The organism is Aneurinibacillus aneurinilyticus ATCC 12856 (assembly GCF_000466385.1).
GTDB classification, from domain to species: domain Bacteria; phylum Bacillota; class Bacilli; order Aneurinibacillales; family Aneurinibacillaceae; genus Aneurinibacillus; species Aneurinibacillus aneurinilyticus.
This window is the reverse complement of record NZ_KE952809.1, coordinates 359-12,803: the sequence shown is the minus strand read 5'-3', so window position 1 is coordinate 12,803 and position 12,445 is coordinate 359. Positions and strand designations below refer to the sequence as shown.

Below are 12,445 nucleotides of genomic sequence, written 5' to 3'. Positions count from 1 at the left end.
TACTGGATAATCAACACCCTTGGTAATTTATATATTATAGGCCCACATTCAAGGTGAGTGGTTATTTATTTTAATTAGCTCTTGGAAGAAGATAGCACTTCTATCTTTGGAATCTCTTTTAATGGCTGTCCTTCTTTGTAATAAAGTGAAGGTGTCAATATAACAAAGAAAATATGGACATTCGTATATCCATGCTCTTTTAACATGCTGTAAAGCGTAGCAGCAAGTGCATCGTGCTTTTCTTGTTCCCTTTGAAACATAAGGATTTCCAGGCTTGGAGGCGTATTCGTTATTTGTTCGACTGTAAGAAGCTCGATCTTCACGATGTCTTTCGGAATATTAACTATGTGAGAGAATTCCTCAATAAGCGTCGGAGAGATTGTTTTAAGAAGGTTTCTATCAAACCCTTTAAAGCGCAAAAATGGCATAGTTTCTTTCCTTTCCATACATATGTCTGCAAAGAATTTGTACATCCTTTACAAATAAATTATCACACCCGTTGATGATCCATAAGGTGGAAGAAAGAAGGTGCACGCGTCACTCTGGAGCATACTGAATAATCAACACCCTTGATAAATTATATCACTACCTTACTTTTTTGTAGTTTGTTTTAATTGGCAGCCGTACATTTGTCGATTGTCTATATTACGCAAAAGAACCCAGCTAATATACCAGGTTCTTTCTTGATTTTATCGTATCTAAAATTTAAATTTAACAGTTAGTTTCTGTAATTCTTCCGCCATTTTCGATAAAGACGTCGCCAATGATGTAACTTCCTCCATCGAAGCAAGCTGCTCCTCCGCAGAAGCAGCAATATTTTGTGAGTTGCCGGAGGCCTGCTGTGCAATACTTGCAACATTCTCCCCGCTTGCTGAAATTTCTTGTACACCGGCCGATATTTGCTGGGTTACACTGGCTAGCTCTTCGATTTGCTGCGAAATTTGTTCTGTTGAACGCAAGATAGCGTCGAATTTTTGCTCCGTTTCATTTACAATTTGAATTCCTGATCCTACCTCTTCTTTTACCCTGTCCATCGTCTGAATAGACTGGGTCATATCCTTCTGGATTTCTTCGATAAGCTTTGAAATTCGATTGGAAGATTTATTGGATTGATCCGCCAGTTTTCTGACCTCTTCTGCTACGACAGAAAATCCACGACCATGCTCCCCTGCACGCGCGGCTTCTATCGCAGCATTTAGCGCTAACAGGTTGGTTTGATCCGATATGTTTATAATTGTCTTTAACATTTCTTCAATTTCTTTTGTTCGTTGATCCAGCGACTTAATGACGGAATCCGATTCATTAACCGATTTTTTAATCGAATTCATCTGCTTAACCGTTCCTTGTAGAGCGACTCCTCCTAATTTGGCTGTTTCTGCCGTATCTGTAGAGGACTCGGAAATCGTCGATGCACTCTCAGCGATACGCTGCATTCCAACCGATATTTCCCCAAGGGAATTTGTTGTTTTTTGCAATGCGAGCTGCTGCTCTTCCGCCCCGCTTGCGGATTCCTGTATGGAAATCGTAATTTGTTCCGTTGCTTTGCTTGTTTGTTCGGCACTTGCCGTTAATTCTCTGGACGAGACAGCAACCTGTTGAGCGGATGTATGTACTTCGTTAATTAAATGCCGCATGCTTCTTATCATATTGTTAAAGTCTTGAGCCAGTTCACCGACTTCATCTTTTGATGTAATACTAACTTCTTCAACCGTCAAATCGCCCTCTGCTACGTGATTCAACCTTTTACCTATTAACAGAATCGGCTTTGTAAAACGCGCCGAAAAATAACTTACAACCAACGTGCCTAATAAAACAAAAATGACGGCAATAATGGAAACAAGATACAAAACTTGCTTGGCGCCGCTATTAAACTCCTTGAGATAGGCACCTGAACCAACAATCCAGCCCCAGTTGGGTTCCATTTCAACATAATTAACTTTCATTTCAAGTGCACCCGTATCGGGTGCTCTCCATTTATAAGTCAGATAGCCACCACCGTTTGTTCCCTTTTCAACAATTTCCTTTCCTAGCATAATGCCGTCCTCGGTTTTAACATCTGTTAAATTTTGACCTTCATTGAAAGGATTCATAACAGAAATAGCATCTTTATTTACAGCCCATATGTATCCCGTTTCACCTACCGTGTATTCCTTTTTCATAGGACGTTTATTTTCGGAGTTTTTCTCACCTAATATTTCTTGCCGGACTTTCTCCTGAGCTTCTTCAAGTGTTAGATGTCCGGCTTTTACCTGTTCATCCATAAGCTTAATTATGCCTATGAATAACTTAACATTATCTTTCAATGCTGTTTTCCCAGCATCATCCAGTTTATTTTTCGAGGATTCATACGTACTAATGCCTATAAAGATAGTAGGTACTAACAAAATAAACAAACATAAAATAATTAATTTAGCTTGTAATGATTGCAATTTGAACCTCACGAATGCCCCTCCTTTTATTCACAACAGAAGACTTATTTACTATTCTTATCGAACTAATGGCACACAAATTTTATTCTTAAAATGTAGTAATTTAATTCTAAATATTTATTCTGTTTATTTTTACTAAAAAATGAAAATTTACACCGTTTTAGAAAAACATAATTATACTACTGACTTCCTAAAAAATTTATTCCACTATCTCCCTTTTTACCTGTTCTCTTATACATCTTGTATAAGAAAATGTCGATTTTTTTGTAATCTTGTCGAATTGTCCAATTGTTCAACTTTTGAAATAATAATATCATTCAACTAATTATGATAAAAATATTGTTTTTATTAGTAGTGTGGGGTGATTAGGGCACGTCTCCCAAGAAATTGATGGAGAATTGCCTATATTAATTCTTATAGAAGTGAGGTTTTGTATGGCTGGATTAAATCAAGAACAGAGTCTAAAAAGGGAAATGAAAAGCCGTCACTTATTTATGATTGCTTTAGGCGGTGTAATTGGTGCAGGTTTTTTCAATGGTTCTGGTTATACGATTAGCCAATCAGGACCGCTAGGCGCAGTATTAGCCTATATGATGGGCGGATTTATTATGTACTTAGTTATGCTGTGTTTAGGGGAATTGACAGTAGCTATGCCAGTATCTGGCTCATTTCAAACGTATGCAACTAAATATATTCATCCATCAACAGGTTTTACAGTTGGTTGGATTTATTGGATAGGCTGGTCCTCAACCGTGGCTTTTGAGATTGTAACGATAGGGATGCAGATGCAAAGATGGTTCCCCGACATTTCTCCATGGCTATGGTCATTGCTTACCGGAATCATTTTATTTTCTGTTAACGCTTTCTCCGCCCGAAGTTTTGCAGAAACAGAATTTTGGTTTGCTAGCATTAAAGTAATCACCATTGTCCTGTTTATTCTCATCGGTGCATCTGTTATATTTGGTTTTGTTCCGATTCATGGAGAAACATCTGCTCCTATGTTTACGCATTTAACTGAATTTGGGTTCTTCCCTAACGGAGCACTCGCTGTAGTTATTGCCATGCTCGCGGTAAACTACTCATTAGGCGGAACTGAACTAGTAGGAATTGCTTCGGGAGAGAGCGAATCACCGGAAAAAACGATACCAAAAGCAATCAATCAAACAGCATATCGAATTATTTTATTCTTTGTTTTATCGATTATCATTCTGGTTTCAATTGTTCCCTGGCAAGAAATTAAGCCAAATGTCAGTCCTTTTGTCATAGCTTTAGATAAGATTGGAATTCCTTATGCGGCGGATATTATGAATTTCGTCATCATTACTTCGCTCTTATCTGTAGCTAATTCTGGACTTTATGCTACCACCAGAATGTTATATTCTCTTTCGAAAGCACAAATGGCTCCAAAATCATTTCAAAAATTAACCGGTAAAGGAGTACCTTTACTTGCCCTAATTGCCAGCATGGGCATTTCATGCGTTTCTATTCTGGCTTCAAAAATTGCTGCTAATACGGTTTACACATGGATTCTCTCCGTAGCAGGAATGGCATCAATTCTTGCCTGGATGAGCATTGCGGCTTCTCAATACTTTTTCCGTAAGCGCTATCTTGCTGAAGGTGGAAAAGTAAGTGACCTGGGTTTCCGCACACCATTGTATCCTATAGTGCCAATTTTGGCGTTTAGCTTTAATCTAATTGTATTGATTAGTTTGGCGTTTGATGATGGTACCAAGATGACCATTTATATAGGGGTTCCGGTAGTCATTATCCTTCATTTGATTTATCTTTTTTTTATACGCAAACAAACACACGAACGGAATTCAGATTCAATAAATAAGTAATACCATGGTTAGAGCAAAGCCTCGCTACTCGTATGAGTGGCGGGGCTTTGTTACGCTTTCCGGTCATAGTCATAGCAAAAGACACTGTTTTTAATTGTCGCAAAGGTTTTTATGGATACATTTTACAAGCTAAAAACACAATGCAATGGACACATTAAGTAATGCGAAGCGCATTATACAATTTGTGAGGTGATATCAATGAAGAAAATCGTCGCATTCACACTTGCAGCATGTGTTGTCGGCTCATCTGTCTCAGCATTCGCAGCTACTACACACCATGAGAAAAAAATGCATACAAAAAGCACACATCATGCGAAACACCATGGAAAAATGCACATTAAGGAAGCAAAACCACATATGCCAAAAACTGGTGCAGGTGGAGCAAGTGAAATCGAGTAATGAAAAAAAGGGGAGCTTTCCCCTTTTTCTTTATATACGATGGAGACGTAATTATGAATAAAGCTATACGTATTATCTTTTTGGTTACTTTTTTATTATCTTCCATCCATACATCATTGTTTACACATATCCGCAGTGAACATACAATAGGCGCAGCTGTCCGGGAAGCCTATAAACCAAAGATAATAATACCTACTCGTTTAGAAGTACCTTCCATTAAACTTATTGCGCCGGTTGAACCTGTAGGTATTCTTGCTAATGGGCAGATGGGAGTTCCAGCTTCTTTTGAAAAAGCGGGCATTCTTATGCCCTGGACAAAACCGGGGGAAAATGGAAACGCCGTAATTGCAGGGCATTTTGATCATTATACAGGCCCAGCCATTTTCTATCATTTAAGAAAGCTAAAATCAGGGGATAAAGTTTTCTTATATGATGATAAAGGCACAAAGCTTGTTTTTATTGTAAAGACTGTTGAATCATTTAAGGTAAAAGAAGCACCCCTAGAAAGAATTTTTGGAGCTTCCCCAAAGGCTCATCTAAATTTAATTACTTGTGCAGGTAAGTTCAACAAAAAAACACAGGAACATGCACAACGCCTCGTTGTATTTACCGAAATTTCTTCATAACGCTTTCTTATTCACTAAATAAAGCCGGATGCCTATCATCAGGCTTTTCTTTTTAAATGTATCTTCTTGCACTTAATCGCGAATCTCAATTAATGGATGCCCACCATGTTTTTAAACTGTCTTATAGTAGTAGTTGAAAAAACGCTATATCGAGGTATTTCAAAAGCAGGAGTACCTGGGTACACTTTTCCGGGATGGATGGTAAACGCCATCCTATACCCTGCTTCTTTTACTAATCGTATCGTACTCTTATTATACTGACCAAAAGGATAAGCAAAGTAGCGGGTATTCAATAAGATTCTCGATAGTTCCAGATCGATGAGTATATCTTCTGAACGTTTAACAAGTAAAAAACTCATAGTGCCAATCGTCCGATGAAGTCTATCCGTATGTCCTGCATATTCGAATACATCCGAATGAGGGACAAGCTCATTCCAGCTGATGTAATTAAGCTTATCTGGATTAAACGTTTCTGGACGACTTTTCATACTAGAAGTAATCGGAAAAATAACAGCCTTATAGTGATATTTTTTCAAAACGGGATAGGCGTATTTAAAATTACTTAAATATCCATCATCAAAAGTAATCATTACACTTTTTGGAGGCAATGAAATCTTTTTATTAATGAATTGCTCAAGCTCTTGCAAAGTTATAGTTGTATAACCGTTATCGTGTAATATTTTCATTTGATGGGCGAATAACTCTGGAGTAATAACCTCTTTGTTTTCCTTAAACTTTCGATTCTCATTTTCTTTTAAAATATGGTGATATACAAGCACAGCAACCCCTTGACCTTTGCCAAGAATAGAACTTCTATCGCTACATGCTAATATGTTTGAACAAAAAAGTAATAAAAGAGCCAAAATGAATTTCTTCATTTTATCCTTTCTCCTTGCATAACAATAACGTCCCTTTTTCAACATGTATGCTTTTAATTTTTGTATTAAGAAGAAAATTATTCTCTGTCGTATATACTACATTTTTCGTATCACGGGTGTTAGCTTATGGGTAATCAACAGGTATGTAATTGTATACAGTTCTATAGGTTTGTCTTCATGTTATTTATAGGAACAAGAGGCTTTACTTATCAAGCTTACGCTCAAAAATCAAACAAAGAGATTACGTCTAGGGAAAAATTCAATGCTAAAAAATGGATGCCGGTGAATTTTTCCGAATCCCCTCCTTCCAACCACCCTACCTTGTCAAAATATCAAGTATAATCTATATAATAAAGATATTCGCGGGAGGATACTTATGAAAATCGCCTTAATTCATGCCACAACGACCGCATTAAATCCTATTGAGCGCGCGTTCTATGAAGAAGCTCCGGGTGTCGAACTTTTTCATTTTATGGATACAAGCCTTCTCGCTATGATGGAAAAAAGCGGTTCACTCACACCAGAAATTATTCGCCATTTTTCCTTACTGGTTAATTTAGCTGTGCAATCAGAGGTAGATTGTATTCAACTCACTTGTTCTGCTTTTAACAATGTAACAACTATTCTTCAACCCCTTTATCCTATCAAGCTGTTCCGTTCGGATGAGGCGATGCTCAATGAAGCACTCACTTATGAACGAATTGGCTTAATTTCTACAGTAAAAGAAACACCTATCGCCCTGCTTAGTTATTTAAGGGAGAAAAAGCCTGACATCTTGGTAGAGTCCCTGGTAGACCCAGGTACTATTCATCTGCTTTCCCAGGGAAGAAAAGAGGAGCATGATAAAAGAATACGAGAAATGGTTTATCAAATAGACGGTAAGGTGGACGTAATTGTCCTTTCCCAATATAGCATGGAGCACGTAGCCACTCAGCTCAATCCTTCTGTTCCTATTCTTACTGCTCCTAGGGCAGCGGCAAAACATTGCCTGGCTTATTTGCGAGGTTTACCTTCATCATAAAGAAATAGGTCCCCTTGAGACCGGGAACCTGTGGGACCTATTTTAATCCAGCCAGTATAAGCCGATTTGACAAATAAAGCGCGGGCTATTTGTCCCAGTCATATGCAATAAATTCTATAATCGTTAGTTCATTCTCTTTATTTACTTCCATTGCAAGTGTTGCACCTAGACTGTCAATATCAGAATAATGAATTTCATTTCCTGAATCGTTTTTGCCAATTTCCCAAGTCCCAGCTTTTATGTCAGGGAATTTACCACTAGATTTATAATGTGATGATAGATTTATTACTCGGTCAAAATCACACCTGTTGATTATCCATAAGATGGAAGAAAGAAGGTGCACGCGTCGGCGTGTTTCCTCGTCTTTTTCTCACAAGGAAGTTTGGGGCACGGTGTGGTGGCGATCCACTCTGGATCATACTGGATAATCAACACCCTTGGGTCAAAATATCAAACATAACTTATATAGGCAATCCATGAGCAAATAACCCCCCCTTATAAATCAAGGGTTTTCCGCTTATCTCTATTTTGATCGAATCTCACCCACATTTTAATTACCTTAAGAAAGACAGGGTCAAAGTAGATACATACCGTCAAATAAATCTAGTTTCTTCTATTACATTTCCCCGTATCTATTCACGCTAATAAAATTGAGGTTATTATATCTTGGCACAGAAAAGCTGAAATAGCTAAGGATGGCACAAAAATTATTGGTGGAAAATTCAAACAATCATTTGTTTTTAAAACAGACCATTAACAGTTCTAATGTCCAACAATAATAAGAAAACAAAAAAGCCCCGCCATCCATACGGACACCAGGACTTCCTTGTCATCTATGCATTTAACTCACTTGCTTTTCATTTACTGGTCATATAGCCAGTACGTTCTCAACAGAGAAATACCTCGTTGCTCTCCGCCTAAAACAGTATGCTCGAATCCTTCTATCCTTTACTCAAAATGATGAATGTTATCGGATGTTATCTTCACTTCTTAATTTTGTTACACCTCACCTGCAATATTTTGATCAGCAGCATGAGGTTTTTCAATGTTGGTTGAATTAACAGCATTAAAATTTCTCATAGAATTAGCTGTATTAACTGTACCTGAACCCCACTTTTGAGATGAAACGGATTTAGGAGAAATAAGAGCAGTGTTTTTCGTGATAACTATTGAACCGTTATCCATAGATCCTATATTTATACCTCTAACGAATGAAGGCATAGACATCTCCCTTTTTAATTAAATTGATAATTGCATAAAACTTTTTTGGCAGTACCCCACATCCACCAGGTTAAAGGTTTTTTGCTTAATGTAAGGGGTACACATAAAATATAGCTTAAGTTCCTGGAGGTATGAACTTACTATTCAATTTTGATACTATACATATTCAGTTTGTTTTTTATGGTACCTGTCTATTTTATAAAATTCCTTGGCAAGCTAAGAAATGGTTGTCCCTTTCCCGGTTCCGTAGTGTTGGTTTTCATTTTTTGTTGAATTAGAAGAAGAATGACTTTGTTCAGTATTTTGATTATGATTTTAAACAATCGGCGTCAAACTTGTCTCCTCCTGCGTTTTTTTGTCCGAAGAAGGGGAACATGCTGGTAAAATTAACGAAGACGACAACATAAGCGACACAGTGGATATAACAATATTTTTTTGTTCAAAGTGAAAAACGTCAACTCTAACGGAATGTCATTTCCCTTCATTTTTAAGGTTTCTTTGACAGAAAGTCATTAAAGGGCATATGGGCAGAATTTTCCTGTTTTCTTTTTTAGACGCAAAATACTCCTTAGATCACTCCGTACTTAATGAACTTGGCAACCACCTCTCCGTACTTTTCAGGTACCTCCATATGCGGGGTATGTCCCGTTTCCTTGAAAACAATCTTTTTCCTTGATGGAACTTTATCATATTCCTGGATATGCCTTTCGCATGTCACAGGGTCAAATTCTCCAACAATGAGTAACGAAGGGTGTGTCAAGTTAGCTAATTGTGGAATGAGTGGTTTAAACATGCGCCCTTCCTCACGTAACTTCTCCAAATGATACTCAGTGCCTTCCCACAATTGTTCCCACTCCATCTCTGTATACAGCGAATCGTCAGTAATGACTGGGTTCGGCGAATAGATTTTATCCCTTTCATCTCCTAATAACTCACTTAGCCGTATATAATGATCAAAGAGTTCCTCTGAACAATGTGAGCCAACTGACAGTGCTTTGCATTCTTGCGCTCGTTCGTAATCACCTTTTTCATAGAACAATAAAGCTGTCCGTTTCAATAGGTTTCGAGATGTCCATTCAAAATGAAATGTCGGACATTCAAAAATAATTTTTGAAATAGCCTTGGGATAGGCAGCTGCATACAGTAAAGCCAAATAACCACCAAAAGAATGTCCGATAACGTTCCACTCTTTTATCCTCAGTTGAAATCTCAATTCTTCGCAATCATCAATCAAATCCTGTAAGACAAACGGTTCATCTTCTGCTATTTTCTCCGAACGCAGTACACCGCGTTGGTCTACTGCTATAATACGCATCTCTTTTGAGAGTCTTTTTGCCTGATGGTAAACAAAATCATAACAACTTTCGCCAGGACCACCGTGTAAAAACAACACTGCAGGAGAACTTTCTTCACCAAATATTTCAACATGTATTTTTTTATTTTTATTATAGAATGGATAAATCATTGCCCATTAATTCCCCCTGGTTTTCGTTCTTTTCTATTCTTGATCTCTCATCGATACAATTAAGTCTTACGTTAATTTTACTTTATCACCAGTAACAGTAGACTATGAATGGACTTGTTCCATGGTTTCATCATCTAATTGAAAAAATTGGAGATAGGCGAGAACTTGATGTTCCCGCCGTTTTGTACAGAGGATAGAGATGGGTTTAAAAGCTTTTTAGTTTTCAGTAACCCGCTTTTTAAATGAAGCTCGATATTCTTCAATATAGCCCAACAAATCTTCCCGTAGATGTATGAGCCATTCAGGATCGTCCGGGGATTCTTGGATATCTACCGTTCGTAATAATGTCGCAAACGTTACAATATTATGCATCCTCATAAACCATTTCAAATCTTTTAATAAGCTCATATCCAGCTCTGTTTCTTGTGTATATCCTCTAATAAAAGCCTGTACGAACTGATTTTCCAGGTCAACATCGTACTCTGATAATTCCCTCAAAGAATAGGCGATATCAGCTACATACCAATGATTAACACAATCATCAAAATCGAGTATGCTTACTTTTTCGTTTTGCCAGCATAGATTATCTAATTCAAAATCATAATGAATCAACCCGAAAGTTTGTTCTGAAACCAGCTTTTGCTCCGCCCATTTCGTAACAAGCTCCCATTCCTTTTGTACGAATGGTTCTTGAGTAGTCAGCATTGTGTTTACAGAGTTCAATTGCTCTTGCTAGCTGAGGCGGCCGCGACGATAAGTTTCGGGCATTCTTTTTAAGCTCGCATGCAATTGACCCAATGTGCGCCCCCAGACGAAATAGTGTTCTTCATTGATATCCTCTATATCGTACTGTTCCCCCTGAAGTGCTTCGAATACTACTGCATAAAATGTTCCAATTTCTGTCTCAACTTCCTCGATATATTTGTTATTCAATGATGGAACAGGCTGGGCTGTATGAATCGGTTGATCACGGAGATAGTGCAGAATCTCGATTTCTGCTTCTATCGTTTGCAGTTTTCTTTCGCAAGAATCACTAAACCTTAAGAAATGCTTCTTTCCCTCCTTGTGAAAAACAAATACGAAATTTGCGCTGGATCTAAAGTAATAAACTGAATCATGGTCATATCCCCATCGTTCAAGTATTTTTTCTGCTACAGGGCTCTGCCATTCATCGTTCACTGTGGCAACAACTTTTTTCATGGTACTAAGTTTCATCATGGGTACGATACCTCTTTCTATGGTTGGTTTTATTTGTGGCGCTTATGTTTCATTTTTCGACTTATATATCTCTCGAATTGTTTTTTCTTTTCGTCTAGCCTCTGTAGCTCAGCGATTTGTTTTTTATAACTTTCGAGTCGTTCACCGCTAATCCATTCATTTTGAAACGCTTGCTTTACAGCACATCCAGGCTCTTTATCATGTCGACAATCTTGATACCTACATCTATTTGCGATTTCTTTTATGTCGTTGAAACTTTGTTCAAGTACCTTTTCTTCCCCCCATAGCTGCACTTCACGTAAGCCAGGTGTATCTATAATTGTATACCCAGTGGGGTGAATTATAAGTTCCACACTTGTTGTTGTATGCCGACCTTTCCCAGTAGCTGTACTAATTGTCTGTTTCTTTTGCTTTGCTTCTCCTAGCAAAGCATTTGTTATTGTAGATTTTCCAACTCCAGACGAACCAAGGAAAACAACTGTTTTTCCGGGTTGTAAATAGGGGCATAAGGCATCCATATTTATATTTTTCTCAACACTTATTGCAAGGATCGGTATATTTATCGCAATATCTCTCACATGATTTACAAAATCACTCACATTATCACAAAGGTCGGTTTTGTTTAAAATAACTACAGGCTGAGAACCGCTATTGTAGACTAAGGTGATAAATCTTTCTATCCTCCGAAGATCAAAATCTTGATCGAGACCGCTTACGATGAATGAGGTGTCTATATTTGCTGCGATGACTTGTTCCTCCGTTGTTCCACCTTCGATAATCCCGTTACTCATTCGTCGTCCACCCGAAATGGGTAGTTTCCTTACAAAGCAATTTTTTCTTGGCATCACCGCATGGATGATTGCTTCGTTGCTATTTTCAATACGTCTAAAAACAACCCAATCTCCTACTACTGGAAAATGTTTTTTTAGATAAGCATGATATCTAAATTTTCCAGCTACCTTCGCTGTAAGAAACTGGCCTTCGAAATAGAGTTGATAACTATGACCATGCTTTGTTATTACCCTGGCAGGAAGGAGTCTCTTTCCTTTGTAGTTCTGATAATGCTGCTCAAAAAATGTGTTCCATCCCATTACTTGTTGTGCGTTCATTCGTTTACCTCCATGTAGTACGTATACTTGTAAAAACTGTGATTGTCATTACAATTTCGTTCCCTCATGCAGGCAAAATAAAAGAGCCAAGGCGGTTATAGACCTATGGCTCTACATGCAAAAATAAACATAAAAAAGCCAAGGCTTTAGTTGCCTTGGCTCATTAATTGGACATATTTATCCAAGCTCCAATTATATGAGTGAGGGGCAACGAAATGTAATTTTAGCGGATGTATTT

Annotated in this window: 11 protein-coding genes and 1 pseudogene; 4 read left to right on the top strand and 8 right to left on the bottom strand. The window is 37.8% G+C overall.

Features of this window, described 5'->3' with window-relative positions; genetic code table 11:
• Positions 1 to 74: 74 nt before the first annotated feature.
• A complete protein-coding gene (locus HMPREF0083_RS14145) occupies positions 75 to 428 on the bottom strand; it encodes a DUF1904 family protein (protein WP_040302841.1) in 354 nt (117 codons plus the stop codon).
• Between the two features lie 270 nt (positions 429 to 698).
• Complete coding sequence (locus tag HMPREF0083_RS14140; protein ID WP_021622161.1) at positions 699 to 2,441, bottom strand: methyl-accepting chemotaxis protein; 1,743 nt, start codon at positions 2,439 to 2,441, stop codon at positions 699 to 701.
• A 422-nt stretch (positions 2,442 to 2,863) separates the two neighbouring features.
• Here HMPREF0083_RS14140 and HMPREF0083_RS14135 point away from each other — a divergent pair, with 422 nt between their 5' ends.
• The 3 genes from HMPREF0083_RS14135 to HMPREF0083_RS14125 all read left to right on the top strand — a co-directional run bounded on the left by HMPREF0083_RS14135 (position 2,864) and on the right by HMPREF0083_RS14125 (position 5,295).
• Positions 2,864 to 4,270 (top strand): amino acid permease, encoded by a 1,407-nt coding sequence (locus tag HMPREF0083_RS14135; RefSeq protein WP_021622159.1) that lies wholly within the window; start codon positions 2,864 to 2,866, stop codon positions 4,268 to 4,270.
• 198 nt (positions 4,271 to 4,468) lie between these two features.
• Entirely contained in the window at positions 4,469 to 4,669 is a 201-nt protein-coding gene (locus HMPREF0083_RS14130) for a hypothetical protein (RefSeq protein ID WP_021622158.1), read from the top strand.
• A gap of 53 nt (positions 4,670 to 4,722) precedes the next feature.
• Positions 4,723 to 5,295, top strand: coding sequence for a class F sortase (locus HMPREF0083_RS14125; RefSeq protein ID WP_051354664.1), 573 nt, complete (start codon positions 4,723 to 4,725; stop codon positions 5,293 to 5,295).
• A gap of 89 nt (positions 5,296 to 5,384) precedes the next feature.
• On the opposite strand, the gene HMPREF0083_RS14120 is transcribed toward HMPREF0083_RS14125, so the two are convergent.
• Positions 5,385 to 6,173 (bottom strand): polysaccharide deacetylase family protein, encoded by a 789-nt coding sequence (locus HMPREF0083_RS14120; protein WP_051354663.1) that lies wholly within the window; start codon positions 6,171 to 6,173, stop codon positions 5,385 to 5,387.
• A gap of 376 nt (positions 6,174 to 6,549) precedes the next feature.
• On the opposite strand from HMPREF0083_RS14120, the gene HMPREF0083_RS14115 reads away from it, so the two are divergent.
• Positions 6,550 to 7,194, top strand: coding sequence for an Asp/Glu/hydantoin racemase (locus tag HMPREF0083_RS14115; protein ID WP_021622154.1), 645 nt, complete (start codon positions 6,550 to 6,552; stop codon positions 7,192 to 7,194).
• Positions 7,195 to 7,279: 85 nt separating this feature from the next.
• Here the strand turns inward: HMPREF0083_RS14115 and HMPREF0083_RS14110 are convergent, their stop codons facing one another.
• The 5 genes and pseudogenes from HMPREF0083_RS14110 to rsgA all read right to left on the bottom strand — a co-directional run bounded on the left by HMPREF0083_RS14110 (position 7,280) and on the right by rsgA (position 12,207).
• A complete protein-coding gene (locus HMPREF0083_RS14110; RefSeq protein WP_021622153.1) occupies positions 7,280 to 7,537 on the bottom strand; it encodes a hypothetical protein in 258 nt (85 codons plus the stop codon).
• A 656-nt stretch (positions 7,538 to 8,193) separates the two neighbouring features.
• Complete coding sequence (locus HMPREF0083_RS14105; RefSeq protein ID WP_021622151.1) at positions 8,194 to 8,415, bottom strand: spore germination protein; 222 nt, start codon at positions 8,413 to 8,415, stop codon at positions 8,194 to 8,196.
• Between the two features lie 568 nt (positions 8,416 to 8,983).
• Positions 8,984 to 9,880 carry an alpha/beta fold hydrolase gene (locus tag HMPREF0083_RS14100; RefSeq protein WP_021622150.1) on the bottom strand — a complete coding sequence of 299 codons (897 nt, stop codon included), beginning with the start codon at positions 9,878 to 9,880 and terminating at the stop codon, positions 8,984 to 8,986.
• 216 nt (positions 9,881 to 10,096) lie between these two features.
• Positions 10,097 to 11,080, bottom strand: a pseudogene (locus HMPREF0083_RS29425) (phosphotransferase enzyme family protein).
• 47 nt (positions 11,081 to 11,127) lie between these two features.
• Entirely contained in the window at positions 11,128 to 12,207 is a 1,080-nt protein-coding gene (gene rsgA / locus HMPREF0083_RS14085; protein ID WP_021622147.1) for a ribosome small subunit-dependent GTPase A, read from the bottom strand.
• Positions 12,208 to 12,445 lie beyond the last annotated feature (238 nt).